At 65.9% G+C, this 20,611-nt stretch carries 22 protein-coding genes, 1 tRNA gene and 1 riboswitch; of the genes, 13 read left to right on the forward strand and 10 right to left on the reverse strand.

What is annotated here, in order from left to right; genetic code table 11:
• Positions 1-11 precede the first annotated feature (11 nt).
• The 6 genes from AC1DP9_RS00820 to glyA form a co-directional block, all read right to left on the reverse strand.
• A complete protein-coding gene (locus AC1DP9_RS00820) occupies positions 12-605 on the reverse strand; it encodes a pilus assembly PilX family protein (RefSeq protein WP_092290522.1) in 594 nt (197 codons plus the stop codon).
• 6 nt (positions 606-611) lie between these two features.
• A complete protein-coding gene (locus tag AC1DP9_RS00825; RefSeq protein WP_092290885.1) occupies positions 612-1,451 on the reverse strand; it encodes a PilW family protein in 840 nt (279 codons plus the stop codon).
• Positions 1,448-1,999: a type IV pilus modification protein PilV gene (pilV, locus tag AC1DP9_RS00830; protein WP_092290520.1), complete on the reverse strand. Its 552-nt coding sequence runs from the start codon at positions 1,997-1,999 to the stop codon at positions 1,448-1,450. The genes AC1DP9_RS00825 and pilV overlap by 4 nt, the downstream gene beginning before the upstream one ends.
• A 4-nt stretch (positions 2,000-2,003) precedes the next feature.
• The gene (locus tag AC1DP9_RS00835) at positions 2,004-2,603 is read right to left on the reverse strand and encodes a GspH/FimT family pseudopilin (protein WP_477106373.1); all 600 of its coding nucleotides are present in this window, start codon (positions 2,601-2,603) and stop codon (positions 2,004-2,006) included.
• A gap of 237 nt (positions 2,604-2,840) precedes the next feature.
• On the reverse strand, positions 2,841-3,308 hold the full coding sequence (nrdR, locus tag AC1DP9_RS00840; protein WP_477106374.1) for a transcriptional regulator NrdR: 468 nt from the start codon (positions 3,306-3,308) through the stop codon (positions 2,841-2,843).
• A gap of 135 nt (positions 3,309-3,443) precedes the next feature.
• Positions 3,444-4,691, reverse strand: a complete 1,248-nt coding sequence (gene glyA / locus AC1DP9_RS00845) for a serine hydroxymethyltransferase (RefSeq protein WP_477106375.1) — start codon at positions 4,689-4,691, stop codon at positions 3,444-3,446.
• 182 nt (positions 4,692-4,873) lie between these two features.
• Positions 4,874-4,974, reverse strand: a riboswitch (ZMP/ZTP riboswitch).
• A gap of 210 nt (positions 4,975-5,184) precedes the next feature.
• On the opposite strand from glyA, the gene ybgC reads away from it, so the two are divergent.
• The 12 genes from ybgC to AC1DP9_RS00905 all read left to right on the forward strand — a co-directional run bounded on the left by ybgC (position 5,185) and on the right by AC1DP9_RS00905 (position 16,951).
• Complete coding sequence (gene ybgC, locus AC1DP9_RS00850; protein ID WP_092290881.1) at positions 5,185-5,589, forward strand: tol-pal system-associated acyl-CoA thioesterase; 405 nt, start codon at positions 5,185-5,187, stop codon at positions 5,587-5,589.
• Entirely contained in the window at positions 5,586-6,269 is a 684-nt protein-coding gene (gene tolQ, locus AC1DP9_RS00855) for a protein TolQ (RefSeq protein ID WP_177219836.1), read from the forward strand. The genes ybgC and tolQ overlap by 4 nt, the downstream gene beginning before the upstream one ends.
• 33 nt (positions 6,270-6,302) lie before the next feature.
• Complete coding sequence (gene tolR, locus AC1DP9_RS00860; RefSeq protein WP_092290512.1) at positions 6,303-6,740, forward strand: protein TolR; 438 nt, start codon at positions 6,303-6,305, stop codon at positions 6,738-6,740.
• Positions 6,741-6,755: 15 nt separating this feature from the next.
• Positions 6,756-7,814 (forward strand): cell envelope integrity protein TolA, encoded by a 1,059-nt coding sequence (gene tolA / locus AC1DP9_RS00865; RefSeq protein ID WP_477106376.1) that lies wholly within the window; start codon positions 6,756-6,758, stop codon positions 7,812-7,814.
• Between the two features lie 205 nt (positions 7,815-8,019).
• Positions 8,020-9,387 (forward strand): Tol-Pal system beta propeller repeat protein TolB, encoded by a 1,368-nt coding sequence (tolB, locus tag AC1DP9_RS00870; RefSeq protein WP_092290508.1) that lies wholly within the window; start codon positions 8,020-8,022, stop codon positions 9,385-9,387.
• Between the two features lie 28 nt (positions 9,388-9,415).
• On the forward strand, positions 9,416-9,925 hold the full coding sequence (gene pal / locus AC1DP9_RS00875; protein WP_177219835.1) for a peptidoglycan-associated lipoprotein Pal: 510 nt from the start codon (positions 9,416-9,418) through the stop codon (positions 9,923-9,925).
• A gap of 17 nt (positions 9,926-9,942) precedes the next feature.
• Complete coding sequence (ybgF, locus tag AC1DP9_RS00880) at positions 9,943-10,698, forward strand: tol-pal system protein YbgF (RefSeq protein WP_441644008.1); 756 nt, start codon at positions 9,943-9,945, stop codon at positions 10,696-10,698.
• Between the two features lie 204 nt (positions 10,699-10,902).
• Positions 10,903-11,586, forward strand: coding sequence for a 7-cyano-7-deazaguanine synthase QueC (gene queC / locus AC1DP9_RS00885; RefSeq protein WP_092290504.1), 684 nt, complete (start codon positions 10,903-10,905; stop codon positions 11,584-11,586).
• A gap of 51 nt (positions 11,587-11,637) precedes the next feature.
• Positions 11,638-12,753 (forward strand): YeeE/YedE family protein, encoded by a 1,116-nt coding sequence (locus AC1DP9_RS00890; protein WP_477106377.1) that lies wholly within the window; start codon positions 11,638-11,640, stop codon positions 12,751-12,753.
• Between the two features lie 50 nt (positions 12,754-12,803).
• A tRNA-Lys gene (locus tag AC1DP9_RS00895) sits at positions 12,804-12,879 on the forward strand.
• A 173-nt stretch (positions 12,880-13,052) separates the two neighbouring features.
• Entirely contained in the window at positions 13,053-13,970 is a 918-nt protein-coding gene (locus tag AC1DP9_RS00900; protein ID WP_477106378.1) for a hypothetical protein, read from the forward strand.
• A gap of 137 nt (positions 13,971-14,107) precedes the next feature.
• A complete protein-coding gene (locus AC1DP9_RS00905; protein ID WP_092290498.1) occupies positions 14,108-16,951 on the forward strand; it encodes an EAL domain-containing protein in 2,844 nt (947 codons plus the stop codon).
• Between the two features lie 29 nt (positions 16,952-16,980).
• On the opposite strand, the gene AC1DP9_RS00910 is transcribed toward AC1DP9_RS00905, so the two are convergent.
• The 3 genes from AC1DP9_RS00910 to AC1DP9_RS00920 all read right to left on the reverse strand — a co-directional run bounded on the left by AC1DP9_RS00910 (position 16,981) and on the right by AC1DP9_RS00920 (position 18,333).
• The gene (locus AC1DP9_RS00910; RefSeq protein ID WP_092290495.1) at positions 16,981-17,496 is read right to left on the reverse strand and encodes a DUF3318 domain-containing protein; all 516 of its coding nucleotides are present in this window, start codon (positions 17,494-17,496) and stop codon (positions 16,981-16,983) included.
• A complete protein-coding gene (locus AC1DP9_RS00915; protein ID WP_092290877.1) occupies positions 17,493-17,870 on the reverse strand; it encodes a phage holin family protein in 378 nt (125 codons plus the stop codon). The genes AC1DP9_RS00910 and AC1DP9_RS00915 overlap by 4 nt, the downstream gene beginning before the upstream one ends.
• A gap of 145 nt (positions 17,871-18,015) precedes the next feature.
• Positions 18,016-18,333, reverse strand: coding sequence for an ElaB/YgaM/YqjD family protein (locus AC1DP9_RS00920; protein ID WP_313818631.1), 318 nt, complete (start codon positions 18,331-18,333; stop codon positions 18,016-18,018).
• A gap of 201 nt (positions 18,334-18,534) precedes the next feature.
• Here AC1DP9_RS00920 and AC1DP9_RS00925 point away from each other — a divergent pair, with 201 nt between their 5' ends.
• Positions 18,535-19,173, forward strand: coding sequence for a peroxiredoxin (locus AC1DP9_RS00925; protein ID WP_092290490.1), 639 nt, complete (start codon positions 18,535-18,537; stop codon positions 19,171-19,173).
• Between the two features lie 83 nt (positions 19,174-19,256).
• Here the strand turns inward: AC1DP9_RS00925 and AC1DP9_RS00930 are convergent, their stop codons facing one another.
• Positions 19,257-20,450, reverse strand: a complete 1,194-nt coding sequence (locus AC1DP9_RS00930) for an acyl-CoA dehydrogenase (RefSeq protein WP_092290488.1) — start codon at positions 20,448-20,450, stop codon at positions 19,257-19,259.
• Positions 20,451-20,611: the final 161 nt, after the last annotated feature.

Raw genomic sequence — 20,611 nt, forward strand, 5'->3', positions numbered from 1 at the left:
TTCGGGAAGTATCAGAAACGCACGACTTCCTGGATCATCACCTTCGTGCTCGGGTTGGCCCCGTAGCCGATGGCGCTGACGCGGAAGACGTACTTGATGTTGCCGGCCTCGAGGCTGCCTTCGTTGATGTCGGGGATCGATTCGATCAGGTAGCGTGGCTGCCTCGAGACGCCGTTGGAGCCGGCGGCGGCCACGGTCGGCAGCTTCTGGTCGGCAGTCAGCAGCGTCACTTCGCCGAGTTCCACGGACCGGGCGGGATCCTCGAGGTACAGGTCCCATGCCGGCTTGCCCGTCACGGCGGGCAGGCAGAAGCCCTTGAAGCCGGCGACGTCGCAGGTCAGCGCCGCGCCGGTGACGCCGGAGATGAAGCGGATGTTGCGGATGTCGTTGCGGGCATCGCGCAGCGCTGCCTCGGCAGCCTGGAGCGCGATGTTCTGGTCGCGCGTGTTGCGCGCCATGCGCTCGGACGACAGGCTCGACATGCTCGCCGCCAGCCCAACCAGCGTGAGGATGATCAGGAACAGCAGCACCAGCACCAGCGAGATGCCGCGCTGCCCCTGGCGTCGATGCAGGCGGGCGCGCGGACGGGGAAGGATTCGCGTCATGTCGTGTCAGTTCAGGCGGTTGCGGAGGGCGATGAAGAACGTGGCGTGCTTGCGCAGGCGGCCGTCGTTGGCCATGTTCATGACGCTGCCGGCATCGCCGGCCGGGGCGGCGTCGTTCTGGGCATACGCCTTGCCGAAGTGGTTCAGGACCAGCGAGGTCGGCGCGGCGTTCGTGGTGCTCTTGCCGCGCAGCACCAGCGAGACACGCAGGGCGCGCACATTGGCCATGTTCGCCGCGCCGGGGCGGACGAAGCGGTTGACCGTCTGGTCGCCGTCGGTATCCTCGCCCAGCAGGATCTGGAACGCCTCGACGTTGGGGAACAGCGGCGTGGCGGCCCCGTTGACCGTGCACTGGAGCCAGGGCACGCCGGCCGCGTCGTTGATGATCGAAAACACCTCGGTCATCAGGATGTTGCCGTTCACATCGTTGCCGGCGCAGTCGATCATGGTGCCGTCCGGCGTCGGGGCCGTGGGCGTGCCTGGCACCGCCGCGGGGTCGGCCCCCGGCGGCGACGAGCCGAAGTAGCGCACGGTCAGTGTGTCGCTGGCATTGACGCCGGTATCGTTGGTGGCTTCGAGCGTCTCGTTGACACCGAAGCTGTTGTCCAGGAACGTGAAGTCGGAATAACCGGCCTGGCGGCCCTGCCGTTGCAGCAACTGCGCGATGGCGCGCGAGTTCTCCTGCACTTCGGCGAGGTCGCCCTGCGTGTTGTAGGAGCGCTGCTGCGCCAGGTAGAGTGAGATCACCACGATGACCAGCAGCATGCTGATCACCATGCCGACCATGAGTTCGACCAGGGTGAAACCCTGCGCGCGGCGCCTCGGTTTGCGGATGGACGTAGTCATGGCACGAAGGCGGTCACGAATCGTTGGGGGGTGTCCTGGCCGTCCTCGCGCCACCAGATCTTGATGACGTAGGGCGCACCGTTGACGTTCTGGCACTGCGGGTCCGCGGCGTCGCCGTCATTGGGGGAAGCGTCGATGCAGATCATGCCGCTGGCGGCGGGCAGCGCTTCCTTCAGATCGTCCAGCCAGGCCGCGAAGCTGGCCCCGGCCATGGCCGCCGGCGTGCACCCCTTGGCCGCGTAGCAATCGGCGTTCGGTACGCCATTCGGCTTGTCGAACGCGCCGGCCGTCATGGCGACCTCATTGCTGCGCATCTGGTCCGCCATGTTGTAGGCCATGGTGGTGGCGATGTTGCGCATGGACGCCGTGCGGGCATCGACCAGCGTGCGGAGCTGCAGCATGGCCAGCGCCAATACGCCGATGGCGAGCACGACGATCGTGATCAGTGACTCAATCAGCGTGAACCCGTCATGGCGCGCGCGCGTGGGCGTGCGCAGTCGAACCGGGCGGGCACGTCTCGGTAGGCCGTTCTGTGGGGAGGGCGACATGGCGTCAGATGCAGGGCGTCTGCTGCTGGGTTTGGGGGCGGCCGCTGCCGGTCATGCTGACGGTCTGGCCGGGCAGTTCGGAGTTGCGTTCACAGAACCGCCAGGTGGCCGTCGGGGAAGTGGAGGCGCCCGAGGACCGGAACCGCACCAAATCGGGTGTGGCGCCCAGGTTGCCGGCTTCCAGGGTCAGGGTCGGAGTCGGCTCGTCGCTGTAGCGCAGCACGTCGTCCGTGGGATCGACCACGCCGTCGCCGTTGAGATCGGCGAAGATCACGCGCCGCTGGTTCCAGTCGTCGGAGCAGGCGTTGCCGGTGCCCACGGGACAGATCGTGACGGTGCTGTTGCGCCGTGCCGCTTCGCTGCGGGCCGCTTCGATCTCGGTGAAGAACTTCGACGATTCCGTCGCGATGCGGCTGTTATGCAGGAAGGAACGGAAGTTGGGGATGGCCGCCGCCGCGAGGATGCCGAGGATCGTCACGGCAGTCAGCAACTCGATCAGCGTGAAACCGCCGATCAAGCGCGTCTGAGAGCGGTGGAGATGCCCGATGCGGGCGCGGCTGCGCGGCTGGCTGGCATGCCGCGGCGACTCCATGCCAGCGGGCATGGACGCAGGCCGAGCAGGCGTCAGCAAGCCCACTGCCCAAAGGCAGAAAGACTGACCCATTTGTGACTCCCGTCCAAAAAATCGAACTGTTCTTTTGCTTTTCTACGGGCGGCGCGTTGGAGTTTTGCTGCGCCGGAGCCTCTGTCGGGCCCCGTTTACGCCGTGCACGCGCTCGCCATCCGGCCTCCTTACCCGAAGGAGGTCAGTGCAGATTAGACAGCTTTTTTTACGAAGTAGCTACCCCTTTCGTGGGGTAAGCGGGGAAAATTCGTCGAGTACGTCGCGAAATTCCGACACATCTTCAAAACTGCGATAAACGGAAGCAAAGCGGATATAGGCAATTTTGTCGAGTTTGCGCAATTCGCGCATAACCAGTTCGCCCACCTGGCTGCTGGCGATCTCTTTCTCGCCCAGCGCCAGCAGTTTTTCTTCGATCCGGGTAATGGCCTGGTCGATGGCCTCGGCGGACACCGGCCGCTTGCGCAGGGCCAGCCGCATGGAGTCCTTGAGCTTGCCGCGCGTGTAGTCCACGCGGGAGCCGTTTTTCTTGACGATGGCAGGGAAGAAGAGCTCGATGCGCTCGTAGGTGGTGAAGCGGCGGTCGCAGGCTTCGCAACGCCGGCGGCGGCGCACCGTGTCGCCGTCCTCGGAGACGCGACTGTCAAGCACCTGGGTGTTGGAATGACCGCAGAAGGGGCATTTCATGCCGGACCACCTGAAGATATATGCCGGGCCGCATTATCGCTCGCGGTGTGCAAAAGGTAAAACGGCGCTGCCGGGGCAGCGCCGTTCGTCACGCGCACTATATAGATAGGCGCGATGCCGGTTGTGGGCCGGATATCAGCCGTAGACCGGGAAGCGGCGGGTCAGGGCGGACACCTGCTCGCGCACCTGGGCGATATTGGCTTCGTCGTGCGGGTTGTCCAGCACGTCGGCGATCAGGTTGCCCACCTGGCTGGCTTCGTCTTCCTTGAAGCCGCGCGTGGTCATGGCCGGCGAGCCCAGGCGCACGCCCGAGGTCACGAACGGCTTTTCCGGATCGTTCGGGATGGCGTTCTTGTTCACCGTGATATGGGCGTCGCCGAGGATCTTCTCGGCTTCCTTGCCGGTGATCTGCTTGGCGCGCAGGTCCACCAGCATCACGTGGCTCTCGGTCTTGCCGGACACGATGCGCAGGCCGCGCGCGATCAGGGTCTCGGCCAGCACGGCGGCGTTCTTCACCACCTGTTGCTGGTAGGCCTTGAACTCCGGCGTCAGCGCTTCCTTGAAGGCGACGGCCTTGCCAGCGATCACGTGCATCAGCGGGCCGCCCTGGATCCCCGGGAAGATGGCCGAGTTGATGGCCTTCTCGTGCTCGGCCTTCATCAGGATCACGCCACCACGCGGGCCGCGCAGGCTCTTGTGGGTGGTCGTGGTCACGAAGTCAGCGTGCGGCACCGGGTTCGGGTACACGCCGGCGGCGATCAGGCCGGCGTAGTGGGCCATGTCCACCATGAAGTAGGCGCCAACATCCTTGGCCACCTTGGCGATCCGCTCGAAGTCGATGCGCAGGGCGAAGGCCGAGGCGCCGGCGATGATCATCTTCGGCTTCTTCTCGTGGGCCAGCTTCTCCAGCGCGTCGTAGTCGATGTCTTCCTGCGCGTTCAGGCCATAGCTGACCACGTTGAACCACTTGCCGCTCATGTTCAGGGCCATGCCGTGGGTCAGGTGACCGCCTTCGGCCAGGCTCATGCCCATGATGGTGTCGCCCGGCTTGAGCATGGCGAAGAACACGCCCTGGTTGGCCTGCGAGCCCGAGTTCGGCTGCACGTTGGCGGCTTCAGCGCCGAAGAGCTGCTTCACGCGGTCGATGGCCAACTGCTCCACCACATCCACGTACTCGCAGCCACCGTAGTAGCGCTTGCCGGGATAGCCCTCGGCGTACTTGTTGGTCAGCTGCGAGCCCTGGGCGGCCATCACGGCCGGCGAGGTGTAGTTCTCGGACGCGATCAGCTCGATATGGTCTTCCTGGCGCTGGTTTTCCTTCTGGATCGCGGCGAAGACTTCGGGGTCGATCTGCTCGATGGTGAAACGGCTGCGTTCAAACATGGCGTGACTCGTCTGTAAAAAAGGGATGCCGATGCACTTTTCGGATACGAACAGGCAATCGGGATACATCTCGGGGGTTTCGCAGAACTTCGCGATTAGGGCGCGCGGGGAAGGCATCGGCGTCCCGCACCAGTGACCTCTATATATAGAGGTCGTCCGGTGCAGGGCGCACCCTGCTTCCCATTCGCTGCCCAGGCGAGCGGCAGGCGTTTGTGATTCACGCCAGATAACTTGCGCTTCCTCGTGGTAGTACCCACTGACTTCGCCAGTCGCGCAAGATGGAATGGTTGCCGCAGAGTTTACGCGAGGCCGCGCCGCGCCGCAAGGCGGTGCCAGAGGGGGTAACGCGGGGGCAGGGCAGGCCGGATGTGGCGGGCGGTGCATCGGGCCAGCTTCCCGCAAAGCCGCGCGGCGCCTGGCTCGCAACTTGCTGTTGCATTTCTCCTGCGGGTTTACCTGCGGCGGGCCGTTGCGGTCCGTTACAATGCCGGCCATGCCGAACTATGTCTGGCCGCTGCGCGTGTACTGGGAAGACACGGATGCCGGCGGCGTGGTGTTCTACGCCAACTACCTGAAATTCTTTGAACGGGCCCGGACCGAATGGCTGCGCTCGCTCGGGATCGGTCAGCAGGACCTTGCCGATACGTCCAATGTGGTCTTCGTGGTACGCAGTACTGCTGTGGAATACAATGCGCCCGCCCGGCTGGACGACCAGCTGGAAATCCGCACCGTGATTGAACGGGTGGGGCCTGCCTCGGTCCAATTCGCCCAAGAAGCGTGGCGCGACGACCTCCAGCTGGCCAGCGGCAAGATCCGGGTGGGATGTGTCGATAAAGACACATTTCGTCCGGCCCCGATTCCTGCTCCTGTTCTCGCAACTATAAGAAACGCTCGATGAATCCGGTGACCGTCACGCAAGACCTGTCGATTATCTCGCTGGTGCTGCACGCCAGCCTGCTGGCACAGGCCGTCATGGCGCTGCTGCTGGTGATGTCCCTCTTCTCGTGGACCTATATTTTCCGCAAGCACCTGGCGCTGCGCGCCGCGCGCAGCCAGACGGAAATCTTCGAGCGCGACTTCTGGGCCGGTGGCGATCTCCAGGCGCTTTATAACAGCGCCGTCAACAACCGCCACAACACCGGCGCGCTCGAACGCATCTTCGAGTCCGGCATGGGCGAGTTCCTGAAGGCCCGCGAGCGCAGCAACGACGCCGGCGCGCTGCTCGACGCCGCCCGCCGCGCCATGCGCGCCGCCTACCAGCGTGAGATGGATGTGCTCGAGTCGCACCTGCCGTTCCTGGCATCGGTAGGCTCGGTCAGCCCGTACATCGGCCTGTTCGGTACGGTGTGGGGGATCATGAACGCCTTCCGCGGCCTGTCGAATGTGCAGCAGGCGACGCTTGCATCCGTTGCGCCCGGTATTGCCGAAGCCCTTGTGGCCACGGCTATCGGTCTGTTTGCGGCGATTCCGGCCGTGATCGCCTACAACCGATATGCAACGGAGATCGATCGTCTGGCCATCCGCTTCGAGAGTTTCATGGAAGAGTTCCTGAACATTCTCCAGCGCCAGACCCGCTAATCCACCTCATTCATCGCATTCGGAGCACTAGCCATGGCAGCCATCCAGCGCCGCGGCGGCTCGCGCCGCCGGGCCAGCGCCGACATCAACGTCGTGCCGTATATCGACGTGATGCTCGTGCTGCTCGTCATCTTCATGGTGGCGGCCCCCATCGTGAATCCGGCCGTGGTCGACCTGCCTTCCGTGGCGCAGGCCACGCCGCAGCAGAAGGCGCCGCCCATCGTCGTGTCCGTGCATGAGGACGGCACCCTGACTGCGAGCGGCAAGGACAACGCCGGCAACGCCTTCGAGCGCAAGCTCGACAAGCGCGGCCTGCTGGATTTCGTCCACCAGCGCCAGAATGAAAACCCGGACCAGCCCGTGGTGATCGCCGCCGACCGTGCCGTGAAGTACGAGGCGGTGCTCGACGTGATGTCCGTACTGAAGGCCGACGGCGTGAAGCGCGTGGGCCTGATGGTCAAGTCCAAGTAAGCACCGCGACATCCAGTGGCCAGTCTCTCGTCACGTCATCCGCAAGCCCGGCCGCAGCGCCGGGCCCAGGCAGCCGCCTATCCCTACCAGCCGGTGAAGGAGCGCGGCACCACGCGCTCGTTCGTGATGGCCCTGTTCATGCACCTGCTGCTCGGGCTGGTGCTCTACTATGGCGTGCGCTGGCAGAGCAGCACGCCGGTGGGCGCCGAAGCCGAGCTGTGGGACGAAATTCCCGACACCACGCAGGCCCCGCCGCCGCGCCCCGTGGAGCTGCCGCGCCCGACGCCGCAGCCAGAGCCGGCCGTACGCAGCAAGGCCGAGGAAGACGCGGACATCGCCCTGGAACGCCAGAAGCGCAAGCAGGCCGAGGAGGCCGCCGAGCGCGAGGCCGCCCGCAAGGAACAGGAAAAACGCGACGCCCAGCGCAAGGAAGAGCAGCGCAAGGAAGACCTGCGCCAGCAACAGCAGCGCGACGAGGCGCAGCGCAAGGAAGACGCGAAGAAGAAGGCCGAGCTGGATCGCAAGGAGCAAGCCGAGCGCGACCGCAAGGAAGCCGCTGACGCGAAGGCCAAGTCCGACGCCAAGGCCCGCGCTGACGCGGAGCAGAAGGCGAAGGCCGCCGATGCCGAAGAGAAGGCCCGTGCGAAGGCGGATGCCGATGCGAAGGCCAAGCGCGAAGCTGCGGCCAACGCCCAGCGCAAGAGCGAGCTGGCGCGCCTGCAGGCCCTGGCTGGCGGCAACGCCACCTCCAGCGGCGGTGGCGTGGGCAGCGCGGCGGGCTCCGGCGCGGGTTCGGGCGGCAAGGCGTCGCCGGGCTACGCCGACCGCGTGCGCCGCAAGGTGAAGCCGAACATCAACTTCGGTGGCGATGTGGACGGCAATCCGGCAGCCGTGGTGTCGGTCTCGCTGGCGCCGGACGGCTCGCTGCTGTCCGCCCGCCTGAGCAAGTCCAGCGGCAATGCGGACTGGGACAACGCCGTGCTGCGTGCGGTACAGCGCTCCGACCCGCTGCCGACTGACGAGAACGGCAAGGCGCCTTCGAGCTTCACGATCACGTTCAAGCCGAAGGACTAGGCGCCTCATCTGCCATGTTTTGCAACATAATGCAACCTTCATCGATGGCGTCAGGTCGCATTGCTACCATGAACGGTTGCCTGACGCGGCCGGCAGCGTGCAATTGCACGCAGAACGGGCCATGCGCCAAGCGGCGCGTTGCCCGTCCTGCTGTAGTTGCTGTGCCCGCCGTACCGATGAATCCTGATATCGACTGAGGAGCAGCATGCGAAAGCTTTGGGCCCCCAACTGGCTGTCCGCAAGGCGGCACAACGCTCAATCCACATCGTCGCCCGCCACCCAGCCCACGCGTGAGCAAAGCCGCTACGCGCTGATGGCCTGGCTGGCGGCCGCACTGATGTCGGCCGGCGTCGCACACGCRCAATTGAATGTGGAAATCACCGGAGTTGGCTCGAACCAGTTCCCGGTGGCCACCGCCAACTTCCAGGGCGAGGCGCAGGCCCCACAGAACCTGACCGCCATCATCCGCAGTGACCTGGTCAACAGCGGCCGCTTCCGCAACGTGGATCCGGGCGGCGCCACCGTGGCCGAATCGGCCCAGGTGGATTTGGGTAGCTGGAAGTCGCGCGGCGCCGATGCCTTCGTGGCCGGCAGCGTCACCCCCGCCGGCAACGGCCAGTACGAGGTGCGTTTCCGCCTGTACGACACGGTCAAGGGCCAGAGCCTGGGCGGCCTGGCCTTCACGGTCGGCCAGAACCAGTTGCGCGTGACCGCGCACAAGATCGCCGACTACATCTACGAGAAGCTGCTCGGCGAGCGCGGCGTGTTTGCCACGCGCCTGTCGTACGTGTCGAAGGTGGGCAACCGCTACCAGCTGCTGATTTCCGATTCGGACGGCCAGAACGCGCAGATCGCGCTGACCAGCACCGAGCCGATCATCTCGCCGGCATGGTCGCCTGACGGCCGCCGCGTGGCCTACGTCTCCTTCGAGGCGCGCAAGCCGGTGGTCTACGTGCACGACCTGGCCACGGGCAAGCGCACGCTGGTGTCGAACCAGAAGGGCAACAACAGCGCGCCGTCGTGGTCGCCGGATGGCCAGCGTCTGGCGCTGGCGCTCTCGCGCGACGGCAACACGCAGGTGTACCTGGTCAATGCCGATGGTTCGGGCCTGCGCCGCATCTCGCGCAGCAGCGCCATCGACACCGAGCCGCAGTTCTCGCCGGACGGCCGGAGCATCTACTTCACGAGCGATCGCGGCGGTGCGCCGCAGATCTACCGCATGCCGGCCTCGGGCGAAGAGGGCGGCGCCGCGCAACGCGTGACGTTCAAGGGCAACTACAACGTCAGTCCGCGCCTCTCGCCGGACGGCAAGTACCTGGCCTTCATCTCGCGTTCGGGCGGCTTCAAGCTACAGCTGCAGGACCTCTCCAACGGTGACGTGACGTCCCTCACCGATACGTCCAATGACGAAGCCCCGAGCTTCGCCGCCAACGGCAAGTACATTCTCTACGCCACCCGCGTGGGCGGCCGCTCGGTGCTGGCGGCGGTGTCCACGGATGGCCGTACGAAGCAGGTGCTGTCTCTCCAGTCCGGCGAGGTTCGCGAGCCGTCCTGGGGTCCTTTCATGCAATAGTGCAATAGAAAAAAGAGGAGTTATTGCCATGTCCCAAATGATGACCAAGTCGCTCGCCCTCGCCGCCCTGCTCGCACTGGGCGCCTGCAGCTCCGGCGTGAAGCTGGATGACACCGCCAAGTCGGGTACCGGCACTGCGCCGACCACCGACCCGCGCGCCGTGGCGCCGGTGGACGTCTCGCGTGACCCGCTGAACGATCCGAACAGCCCGCTGGCCAAGCGCAGCGTGTACTTCGACTTCGACAGCTACAGCGTGAAGTCTGACTACCAGAGCCTGCTGCAGGCCCACTCGCAGTACCTGGGCGCCAACAAGGGTCGCAAGATCCTGATCCAGGGCAACACCGACGAACGCGGCACCAGCGAGTACAACCTCGCCCTGGGCCAGAAGCGTGCCGAGGCCGTGCGCCGTTCGCTGTCGTCGCTCGGCGTGCCCGAGTCGCAGATGGAAGCCGTGAGCCTGGGCAAGGAAAAGCCGAAGGCCACCGGTCACGACGAAGCCTCGTGGGCCGAGAACCGTCGCGCCGACATCGCCTACTGATCTACGGATAAGTCTTCATGAATGCTCGCGCATCCACCCTGTTGTGGCTGGCAGCCGTCTCAGGCGGCTTGCTGGCAGCCACGTCCGCACACGCCGGCGTCTTCGACGACGACGAGGCGCGCCGCGCCGTGATCACGTTGCGGGACCAGTTCAACGGTTTCCAGGCAACGGCTTCACAGCGCATCGACCAGAGCAGCAAGGCCCAGCTCGACATGCAGAACCAGCTCGAAGGTCTGCGGCAAGAGGTGGCCCGCCTGCGCGGTCAGAACGAGGTGCTCCAGAACGCGGTGGATACGCTGCAGAAGCAGCAGAAGGACTACTACGCTGACCTGGACGCGCGGCTCAAGAAGTTCGAGCCGCAACAGGTGACCGTGGACGGCCGGGAGGGCATGGCCCAACCGACCGAGAAGCCCGAGTACGACGCGGCGCTGAAGCAGTTCCAGTCGGGCGATTTCAAGGGTGCGGGCAATGCGTTCTCGGCGTTTGCCAAGAAGTATCCGCAAAGCCCCTACCTGCCGCTGGCGCAGTTCTGGCTCGGCAATTCGCTCTACGCGCAGCGTGACTACAAGGGCTCGACGACGGTCCTGCAGAGCATGGTGTCGGCCAACCCTTCACATCCGAAGGTGCCGGACGCCATGATCGCCATCGCCAACAACCAGCTTGAGTCCGGCCAGAAGGCCGCGGCGAAGAAGACGCTGGAGACGGTGGTGGCCAAGTATCCGGGCACGGAAGGGGCCCAGGCCGCGAGCAACCGGCTGAAGACCCTGAAGTAACCGGTACTGCCTGGCAGTACCGTTGCAGGAGGAAGCCCGCTGGAAATTCTGGCGGGCTTTTTCTTTTGGGGCTTTGCGACCATGGAAGGAAGCCGGGCGATGGGCGCCATCAGTCCAGCCTGATTGGGGGCGGCCCGCCGGCGCGCTAAAATACGCGCTTTCGCAGTCAGCGACCCCCATTCCGCGCCGTCCGCGCCCCCGATCATGACCAAACGCGCCATCGTCCTGCTTTCCGGCGGACTCGACTCCGCCACCGTCCTCGCCATGGCCAACGCCGCCGGGTTTGAAACCTACGCGCTGTCCATGCGCTACGGCCAGCGCCATTCGTCCGAGCTGGAGGCCGCCAAGCTGGTGGCGGCGGCGCTGGGCGCCAAGCGTCACGAGATCATCGACCTCGACCTGCGCCGCTTCGGCGGCTCCGCGCTGACCGACGATACCCTCGACGTGCCGACCGACGGCGCCACGGGCGGCATTCCGATTACCTACGTGCCGGCCCGCAACACCATCATGCTGTCGCTGGCCCTGGGCTGGGCCGAGGCGATCGGCGGCCGCGACCTGTTCTTCGGTGCTAACGCCGTGGACTACTCCGGCTATCCTGACTGCCGTCCCGAGTATGTGTCCGCCTACGAGGCGCTCGCCAACCTGGCCACCAAGGCTGGCGTGGAGGGCGACCGCTTCCACGTGCACGCGCCCATCATCGACATGACCAAGGCCGAGATCATCCGCGCGGGCGTGAAGCTGGGCGTGGACTACGGCCTGACCGTCTCCTGCTACAAGGCCGACGACGCAGGCCGCGCCTGTGGCGTGTGCGACTCCTGCCGCATCCGTCGCGCCGGCTTCGAGACGGCGGGCGTGCCCGACCCCACGCGCTACCAGGCCGCTGCCTGATCGATCCCCGCGCCAGCACATCATAAAAATACGAGTCACCCCCGGTCCACCATGCCTGACATCGACATCCCCGCGCTCTCCCACACCGTGCTGTGGAGCACGTTCGCCCTGACTTTCCTGTTCGGCGCCATTCTCCAGCGCACGCATTTCTGCACGATGGGCGCCATCTCGGACATCGTGAACATCGGCGACTGGAGCCGCATGCGCATGTGGGTCATGGCCATCGGCGTGGCGATGATCGGCACCGGCGCGCTGGCCTGGGCCGGCCAGATCGATCCGACCAAGACGATCTACACCTCCGCGAAGCTGGCCTGGCTGTCAGCGGCGGTGGGCGGGCTGATGTTCGGCTTCGGCATGGTGCTGGCCTCCGGCTGCGGCAGCAAGACGCTGGTGCGCATCGGCGCGGGCAACCTGAAGTCGCTGGTGGTGTTTGTGTTCCTGGGGCTCTCCGCCTATATGACGCTGCGCGGGCTGTTTGGCGTGGTTCGCGTGAACACGGTCGACACGGTGGCCGTGGCGCTGCCCGTCACGCAGGACCTGCCGTCGCTGGTGGCGCAGGGCAGTGGCATCGCGCGCGGCACGTTGCAACTGGTGCTGGGCGGGGCGATCGGCGCGGTGCTGGTGCTGTGGGCGTTGGCGGGACGCGGGTTCCGTAGCTTCGACAACGTGCTCGGCGGCCTTGGCGTGGGGCTGATCATCGTCGGCATGTGGTACGTGTCCGGCCATCTTGGCTATGTGTCGGAAGACCCGAACACGCTCGAGGAACTGTTCGTCAGCACGAATAGCGGCCGGATGGAAAGTCTGAGCTTCGTGGCGCCGTACGCCTACACGCTGGACTGGCTGATGATGTTCAGCGACAAGAGCAAGGTGCTGACCATCGGCATCGTCAGTGTGATTGGCGTGATTGCCGGCGCGGCGGTGTACGCGCTGGCCACGCGCACGTTTCGCTGGGAAGGCTTCGGCAATGCCGAGGATGTGGCCAACCACATGGTGGGCGGCATGCTGATGGGCGCGGGCGGGGTGACGGCACTGGGCTGCACGATCGGGCAGGGGCTCTCGGGCGTGTCGACGCTGGCCGTAGGCTCGTTCATCGCGCTCGCAGGCATCGTGGTCGGCGCATGGCTGGCCTTCAAGTACCAGATATGGCGGCTGGAGCGCATGGTCTGAGGGTTGACGCCTGACAGGTAGCTCTCTATAATCGCGGATTCGATTTTTGCGGGTCGTTAGCTCAGTCGGTAGAGCAGCGGACTTTTAATCCGTTGGTCGCGTGTTCGAGTCACGCACGACCCACCAGCATTGCAGAAGGGCCTGTGGCGCAAGTCACAGGCCCTTTTTGTTTTGTCTTTCCGCCTCCGGCGTTCGCCACCGCACAGAACTCCTGCGCCGCGCGTCCACAATCCATGGTTCATCCCGCGCGCCTCTGCCAGCGCGCGAACCCCTCATTTCGATGGCGATGAGACGACACGATGAACAGGCTTCTGGCTCGCCTGGCCGCGCTGCTGGCGTGGGGGCTGGTCGCGATGGGCGGCGCGCAGGCGTCTGACTTCGCCTGCCAACTGGCGCCGCAGTCCGCCGCGGTGCGCTGCGACGATCTGGTATCGCCCGGCCAGCGCTGCGGCAGCCCGGCGGACCGCCGCCCCGTGGCCCAGCGCATGATCTGCGAATACGCGATGCTCCACATGGGCTACGTGCGCATCGACGACGACCAGCGCCGCCAACTGCGCGCCGGCACCCTGCGCATGGGCGACTTGCAGGCGTGGCGACGCAAGCGCGATGCCTGTACTTCCGTGCCGTGCCTCGACGCCGTGTTCGCCGAGTGGTGGCGCCACCGCAGCGACCGGCTGTCCGCCGGGCGGCCGCCCGCGCAGCCGCCGGCCAGGCCGCTGCAGGCGCGGCCCGCGCAGGAATTCGCCATCCCGGCCCGCCCGGAGCTTCCGCCGGCGACCCTCGTTCCTGCCGCACCCTCCGCCGCCGCATCGCCCCCCATGTTGCCCGACGCCGAGCCGGTGCTGGCGATGACGATGGCGACCGCGCCTGACGCCCTCCCGCAGTCGTCGCTGCTTTCATCGGTGCACGACACCCGGCCGCCGCTGCCCAAGGAGGAGATCGGCGCCGCTTTCGCCACCTTCTCCACCCGGCATGCGATGGCCTGGGCCTGGCTGCTGTGGCTAGGGCTGCTGCTGGTGACAAGCGTCGGACTGGACTGGGTCCTGAAGCGCCGCGGACGGGCGCCGCAGGCGGAGGGCCAGCCGGAAGCCGCGGGCACGGCCGGTGTGGCCGGTGTGGCCCGACATCATCCGGCCATGTCCCGCGTGGCGATTGTGCTCGGCATGCTGCTGGTACTGAACGCGATCCTGCTGCTGGCGGTGTTCGTCAGCCGCTAGGGTCCAATTAACCAGTCTGAGTTAGAGACAGCCCCATTCCCGGTCATCGAAAATGCACTTGGCACGCTGCACGCCGGCGTGGCCATCGGTTCATTCGTCCAATGGGTGAGCGCCGCACGCCGGCGCGGGAAGTGTCTATGCAGCAAGGCGGTACTGCCCTCCCGGTCAATGAGCATGTTCTGCGCATCATCTGGCCGTTCCTGCCCGTGGTGGTGGCGCTCGCATTGTTCTGTCTGGCCAGCGTCGACATGTTGTCCGCCGCGCGCGGTTTCGTGGCGGGCGAGAGCCTGTGGTCGAAGGGGCAGAAAGATGCGGTGATGCATCTGCTGCGCTACACCGACTCGCGCGACCCTGCCGACTTCGCCGCCTACCGGCGTGCCATCGCCGTGCCCCTCGGCGACAAGCAGGCGCGTCTCGAACTCGAAAAACGTCCGGATTTCGATCGTCAGGTCGCCGTGGAAGGCCTGCTCGTCGGCGGCAACCACCCCGACGACATCCCCGGGATGATCCGGCTGTACCGCTATTTCCGGAATGTGACCGAAATCGACCAGGCGATTGCCGTCTGGGCCGCCGCCGACGTGGACATCGCCCGTCTGACCGTCGTGGCAGACAAGTTGCGAGAATGTGTCGGCGCGCGGGACGAAGCGGCCTGCCTGCCGCCGCTTCAACGCGAGATTGCCGAACTCGACGCGCGGCTCGGCCCGATGGAGATTGCGTTCTCGGCCACGCTCGGCCAGGCATCGCGGCGTGTGCGGGGCGTGCTGCTGTCCGGCACCGTCCTGCTGACGATCCTGTTGCTGGGCTGTGCCTCATGGCTGTCGATGCGCACCCAGCGCAAGGAGCGTGAGCTGCGCGCCGCGCTGGCCAAGAGCGAGCAGCGGCTGCAACTGGCCGTGGCGGGCAGCGACGATGGCCTCTGGGACTGGCATCCCCACCATGGCGAACTCTATTTCTCGCCGCGCTGCGCGGAGATGCTCGGCTTTGGCGCCGACGAGTTGCCGCACGCACGCGAAACCCTGCTGGCCCTGATGCATCCGGCCGACGTCGCCGAGTTCGACCGCCAGTTGGCCCGCCACGTGCGCGAGGGCACGCCGTACGACGTGGAGATCCGCCTGCGCCGCAAGCAGGGCGGCTACCTGTGGGTCCGCGCGCGCGGCCGCATGGTGCGCAGCCCGGTGGGCAAGGCGGTGCGGATGGCGGGCTCCCTGAGCGACATTTCCGACCGCAAGCGCTTCGAGGCGCAGTTGTTCGCCGAGAAGGAGCGGGCGCAGGTCACGCTGCGCGCCATCGGCGAGGCGGTGGTGACGACCGATGTCTGGGGCCGCATCGATTCGATGAACCCCGCCGCGGAGGGGCTGACCGGCTGGTCCGAGGCCGAGGCAGCCGGCTGCTTCCTGGCCCAGGTTTGCCCGCTGCTGGACGAATCGACCTGCACGCCGGTGACCGACCTGGTGCCGCGCGCGCTGGAAGACCGCTGGCCGAGCCAGTGCGTGATGCTGCTGGCGGGGCGTGCCGGCGGCGGCCCGGTGGTGGTCAAGCCATCGGTGGCGCTGATGCGGGACAAGGGCGGGCACGCCATCGGCGTGGTGTTGGTGCTGCACGACGTGAGCATGGAGCGCGCCCACGCCGCCCAGCTGGCGCACGAGGCCAGCCACGACGCGCTGACCGGGCTGGTCAACCGTGTCGAGTTCGAGCGCCGCGTGGCCACCGCCATCGCCCGCGTGCGGCAGGAGGGCGCCGCGCACACGCTGATGTACCTCGATCTCGACCAGTTCAAGGTGGTCAATGACACCTGCGGCCATGCCGCCGGCGACGAGCTGATCCGCCAGATGGCCGCCGTCATGCGCCAGCAACTGCGCAAGGGCGATACGCTGGCGCGGCTTGGCGGCGATGAGTTCGGCGTGCTGCTGGAACACTGCGATGCGGGCGATGGCGAACGCGTGGCCGAGGCCCTGCGTCGTGCCATCGCCACGTTCCGCTATGCGCATCGGCAGAGAATCTTCTCATTGGGTGTCAGCATCGGACTGGTACGAATCGATGCCGGTACCGGCAAGGTCGAGGAGGCGCTGAGCGCAGCTGATGCGGCGTGCTACATGGCGAAGGAGGGCGGCCGCAACCGCGTGCAGGTGTATCTGCCGAACGACAGTGTGGTGCGCGCCCGGCACGGCGAGATGGAGTGGGTCAGCCGGGTGCACGCGGCGCTGAGCGCGGGGCGTTTCTGTCTCTACGCGCAGGACATCGTGCCGTTGCAGCCGTCCGAATCGGATTCGGCAGGCGCGGCAGGGCGGCATATCGAAGTGCTGCTGCGCCTCGTGGACGAGCAGGGCCAGCTGGTGCCGCCGATGGCCTTCGTGCCAGCGTGCGAGCGCTTCAACCTCATGCCGATGATCGACCGATGGGTCGTGGAAACCGCGTTCGCGGCGCTGGCGCGGCTCCAAATCGAGCGGCCTGGCGAGATCGGCATGTGCTCCATCAACATGTCCGGTGCCTCGCTGGCCGACGCGCACTTCCCCGGCTTCGTGCGGCAGCAGGCCATCCGCCATGACATCGCTTTGTCCGGCATCTGTTTCGAAATCACGGAAACGGCGGCGATCAACAACCTGGCGCAGGCGGCGGCCTTTATCGAGCAACTGCAGGGCATGGGCTGCGTCTTCGCGCTCGACGACTTCGGCGCGGGCATGTCGTCATTCGCCTATTTGAAACACCTGCCAGCGGCTTACCTGAAGATCGACGGCAGCTTCGTGCGCGAGATGCTCGATGACCCGGTCAATGCGGTGATGGTGGAGGTGATCCAGCGGATCGGGCACGCGATGGGCAAGAAGACCATCGCCGAATTCGTCGAGTCGGAAGCCATGCGGGAGCGGCTGCAGGCGTTGGGCGTGGACTACGCCCAGGGGCAGCTGATCGGCGCGCCGCTGCCCTTCGCGCGCGGCAACGCCGTGGTGGTGGACGGCGCCGAGCGGTTCGCCGTCACCCTCTAAGGCAGGTTCAGGGCAGGTTCAGGGCAGGTTCAGGGCTGGGCCGGCGGCGGTGCGTCCGGCGTGGGGGACGGTACCAGCGGATCCCGGAAGCCGGTATCGAACGCCTTCGCGGCCACGACCTCGGCCGCGCTGGCCGGGGCTTTCGTGTCCTGCCAGGTCTTGTAGGCCCAGTATCCGGCGCCAGCGACCATGCCGTATTTCGACAGCTTCCAGGCCACGCGGCCGATGGCGGTCCGGCGCAACAGCGGCATCGCCAGGGTGATGGCGGTACTCAGCATCGGGTATTCGCGCGTCACGCCCAGCATCTTGAGCCAGCCCGAGGGCCGGGTCAGCCGGGGCAGCCAGGAGCCCAGGTTGGTCATGCGGCGTGCGCCGCCGCGTACCTGGCGCAGCGCCTGCACGGCGTCGTAGCGTTCCAGTGCCGCGCGGGTGATCAGCAGTTCCTTGCGGACGGCCAGCGGCAGCTGTACCTCGCGCGAGAATCGCACCGGGCGCGGATGCTCGGCGCGGCGTTCGTCCATGGAGTCGTCGTCGGGCGTGGTCATCGGCGCAGCATCTCCCGGTCCTTGTCGAGTTCGGCGAGCGTGTCCGCGAACAGCGGCGGGGCGTTGCGCACCATGCGGCGCGCGGTAAGCAGGCAGGCGGCCATGCAGACCAGATAAATCACGACGATCGCGCCGATGGCCTGCCAGCGGTAGGTTTCCCAGAACAGGATGGCGACGAGAATCGTAAACGTCATTAGCGCCATGCCGAAAAATACCAGCCCGAAGCAGGCCAGCAGGGCGACTTTCATCAGCCGGGTGCGTTCCTCGGCCAGTTCCACGCTGGCAAGTTCCAGGCGCGTCTGGACCATCGACACCATCGAACCGGTCAGGTTGCGCAGGGAGTCCAGGAACTTGGGGGAAGGGGATTCGCTCATGCGGCTCCGGCGAAGAATCGATGCGCCAAGATTGGCGGCATCCTCGATGAGCGGACCGGGCGGCGGCATGGCGCCGCGCCTCCCGGGCCTTCGGCGCGGGCCGGCGCGGGCGCGGGGCCCGGATGCCGGCCGGCTTGCGCCTGTCTTACTTGCGGTTCAGCAGCAGGCCGATCAGCAGGCCCACGCCGGCCGCCACGCCCACGGCCTTCCACGGGTGGTCATGCACGTAGTCGTCGGTGGCACGCGCGGCGGCCTTGCTCTTGGTGACCACGGCGTCCTGCAGATCCTGGGCTTTTTCCTTGGCCTGCTTCAGCAGGCCCATGCCGCGCTCGCGCAACTCGGCAGCCTTCTCGCCGGTGGTCGAGGCCGCTTGCTTAAGCAGTTCTTCGGCATCGGACAGAACGGTCTTCACATCGCTCATCAGTTTCTCCTGTTTGCGGGCGGTTGGTTCGAATGGTGACATTTTGCCTTGCTCGCTATCGCTTGTGGCGCTTTCTGTCTTCCACTTAGGATATGTGGCGGCAACCCATCGTTTCAAGGCAAGCCGCTCACCCGACCGTCTTTATGACTTCGAGTGATTTTATAGTGACTTTATATTCGTTTCGGTTGGATCGCAATCCAACTAAGCTGGTTCCTTCAACCTTCCCCCTGGAGATTTTCAACAATGGCACTGCGTCTTGGCGACATCGCCCCGGACTTCGAGCAAGAATCGAGCGAGGGCCGCATCCGCTTCCACGATTGGCTGGGCGACGGCTGGGGCGTGCTGTTCTCGCACCCGGCGGACTACACCCCGGTCTGCACCACCGAGCTGGGCCTGACCGCCAAGCTGAAAGGCGAGTTCGAGAAGCGTAATGTCAAGGCCATTGCCCTGTCCGTGGACAGCGTGGAGTCCCATAAAGGCTGGATTGGCGATATCAACGACACCCAGTCGACCTCGGTGAATTTCCCGATTCTGGCCGATGCGGACCGCAAAGTGTCTGAGCTTTACGACATGATTCACCCGAACGCCAACGAAACGCTGACCGTCCGTTCGCTGTTCGTGATCGATCCGAAGAAGAAGGTAAGACTGATCATTACCTACCCGGCCAGTACCGGTAGAAATTTCAACGAAATCCTCCGCGTCATCGATTCCCTGCAACTGACCGACCACCACAGCGTGGCCACGCCGGGCAACTGGCAGGACGGCGACGACGTGGTGATCGTGCCGTCGCTGAAGGACGAGGAGATCATCCGCCAGAAATTCCCGAAGGGCTACAAGGCGGTTCGCCCCTACCTGCGCCTGACGCCCCAGCCGAACAAGTAAGCCGGCCGGCAGGCAGGCAGGCAAGTGTAAAAAAGCCCGGCTTGCCGGGCTCTTTTACATCGTCTTCCGCTGAAAAACCGCGATCAGAAGAAGGCTTGCAGGCCGGTCTGGGCGCGGCCCAGGATCAGCGCGTGGATGTCGTGGGTGCCTTCGTAGGTGTTGACCACCTCGAGGTTGACCACATGGCGGATCACGCCGAATTCGTCCGAGATGCCGTTGCCGCCGAGCATGTCGCGGGCTACGCGGGCGATGTCGAGCGACTTGCCGCACGAATTCCGCTTCATGATCGACGTGATTTCCACGGCGGCCGTGCCTTCGTCCTTCATGCGGCCCAGGCGCAGGCAGCCTTGCAGGCCCAGCGTGATCTCGGTCTGCATGTCGGCCAGCTTCTTCTGCACCAGCTGCGTGGCGGCCAGCGGGCGGCCGAACTGCTTGCGGTCCAGCGTGTACTGGCGGGCGGTGTGCCAGCAGAACTCGGCGGCGCCGAGCGCGCCCCAGGCAATGCCGTAGCGGGCCGAATTCAGGCAGGTGAACGGGCCCTTGAGGCCGCTCACGCCCGGCATCAGGTTCTCTTCCGGCACGAAGACCTGGTCGAGCACGATCTCGCCCGTGATCGACGTGCGCAGGCCCACCTTGCCGTGGATGGCCGGCGCGGACAGGCCCTTCCAGCCTTTTTCGAGGATAAAGCCGCGGATGGCGTCCTTGCCGTCGTCGCCGACCAGCTTGGCCCAGACCACGAAGACATCGGCGATCGGCGAGTTGGTGATCCACATCTTGGCGCCGGACAGCTCGTAGCCGCCGTCCACCTTCTTGGCACGGGTGATCATCGAGCCCGGGTCGGAGCCGTGATTCGGCTCGGTCAGGCCGAAGCAGCCAATCCATTCGCCGGTAGCCAGCTTGGGCAGGTATTTCTGCTTCTGGGCTTCCGTGCCGAATTCATAGATCGGCACCATCACCAGCGACGACTGCACGCTCATCATCGAGCGATAGCCGGAATCCACGCGCTCCACTTCCCGTGCGATCAGGCCGTAGCTGACGTAGTTCAGGCCCGGGCCGCCGTATTGCTCGGGAATGGTCGGTCCCAGCAGGCCCAGTTCGCCCATCTCGCGGAAGATCTCGATGTCGGTCTTCTCGTTGCGGAAGGACTGGAGCACACGCGGCATCAGCTTGTCCTGCGAGTACGCGGCGGCGGCATCGCGCACCATGCGTTCTTCGTCGGTCAGTTGCTGGTCCAGCAGCAGGGGGTCGATCCAGTTGAATTCGGCATTGGCAGCCATGGAGGTCTCCTTCTTTGGTGGCGCGCCGAGGGGCGGGGGGCACCCTCGAACAAGTGTAGTGAAGTTCCGCATTGCGGAACCTTGTTCCGATGAGCTAGTATAGCCGAACCGATCCGCAGTGCAACAGGGGGGGTGGACCCGATCCCGCCCTGCCGCATGAC

This window comes from Cupriavidus sp. 01L43 (genome assembly GCF_056399925.1).

Excerpts from the sequence above, each read along its gene's own strand:
- AC1DP9_RS00820 (WP_092290522.1), bottom strand. The coding sequence starts at position 605 with ATGACGCGAATCCTTCCCCGTCCGCGCGCCCGCCTGCATCGACGCCAG.
- AC1DP9_RS00825 (WP_092290885.1), bottom strand. The coding sequence starts at position 1,451 with ATGACTACGTCCATCCGCAAACCGAGGCGCCGCGCGCAGGGTTTCACC.
- pilV (WP_092290520.1), bottom strand. The coding sequence starts at position 1,999 with ATGTCGCCCTCCCCACAGAACGGCCTACCGAGACGTGCCCGCCCGGTT.
- AC1DP9_RS00835 (WP_477106373.1), bottom strand. The coding sequence starts at position 2,603 with ATGCCCGCTGGCATGGAGTCGCCGCGGCATGCCAGCCAGCCGCGCAGC.
- nrdR (WP_477106374.1), bottom strand. The coding sequence starts at position 3,308 with ATGAAATGCCCCTTCTGCGGTCATTCCAACACCCAGGTGCTTGACAGT.
- glyA (WP_477106375.1), bottom strand. The coding sequence starts at position 4,691 with ATGTTTGAACGCAGCCGTTTCACCATCGAGCAGATCGACCCCGAAGTC.
- ybgC (WP_092290881.1), top strand. The coding sequence starts at position 5,185 with ATGCCGAACTATGTCTGGCCGCTGCGCGTGTACTGGGAAGACACGGAT.
- tolQ (WP_177219836.1), top strand. The coding sequence starts at position 5,586 with ATGAATCCGGTGACCGTCACGCAAGACCTGTCGATTATCTCGCTGGTG.
- tolR (WP_092290512.1), top strand. The coding sequence starts at position 6,303 with ATGGCAGCCATCCAGCGCCGCGGCGGCTCGCGCCGCCGGGCCAGCGCC.
- pal (WP_177219835.1), top strand. The coding sequence starts at position 9,416 with ATGTCCCAAATGATGACCAAGTCGCTCGCCCTCGCCGCCCTGCTCGCA.
- ybgF (WP_441644008.1), top strand. The coding sequence starts at position 9,943 with ATGAATGCTCGCGCATCCACCCTGTTGTGGCTGGCAGCCGTCTCAGGC.
- queC (WP_092290504.1), top strand. The coding sequence starts at position 10,903 with ATGACCAAACGCGCCATCGTCCTGCTTTCCGGCGGACTCGACTCCGCC.
- AC1DP9_RS00890 (WP_477106377.1), top strand. The coding sequence starts at position 11,638 with ATGCCTGACATCGACATCCCCGCGCTCTCCCACACCGTGCTGTGGAGC.
- AC1DP9_RS00900 (WP_477106378.1), top strand. The coding sequence starts at position 13,053 with ATGAACAGGCTTCTGGCTCGCCTGGCCGCGCTGCTGGCGTGGGGGCTG.
- AC1DP9_RS00905 (WP_092290498.1), top strand. The coding sequence starts at position 14,108 with ATGCAGCAAGGCGGTACTGCCCTCCCGGTCAATGAGCATGTTCTGCGC.
- AC1DP9_RS00910 (WP_092290495.1), bottom strand. The coding sequence starts at position 17,496 with ATGACCACGCCCGACGACGACTCCATGGACGAACGCCGCGCCGAGCAT.
- AC1DP9_RS00915 (WP_092290877.1), bottom strand. The coding sequence starts at position 17,870 with ATGAGCGAATCCCCTTCCCCCAAGTTCCTGGACTCCCTGCGCAACCTG.
- AC1DP9_RS00920 (WP_313818631.1), bottom strand. The coding sequence starts at position 18,333 with ATGTCACCATTCGAACCAACCGCCCGCAAACAGGAGAAACTGATGAGC.
- AC1DP9_RS00925 (WP_092290490.1), top strand. The coding sequence starts at position 18,535 with ATGGCACTGCGTCTTGGCGACATCGCCCCGGACTTCGAGCAAGAATCG.
- AC1DP9_RS00930 (WP_092290488.1), bottom strand. The coding sequence starts at position 20,450 with ATGGCTGCCAATGCCGAATTCAACTGGATCGACCCCCTGCTGCTGGAC.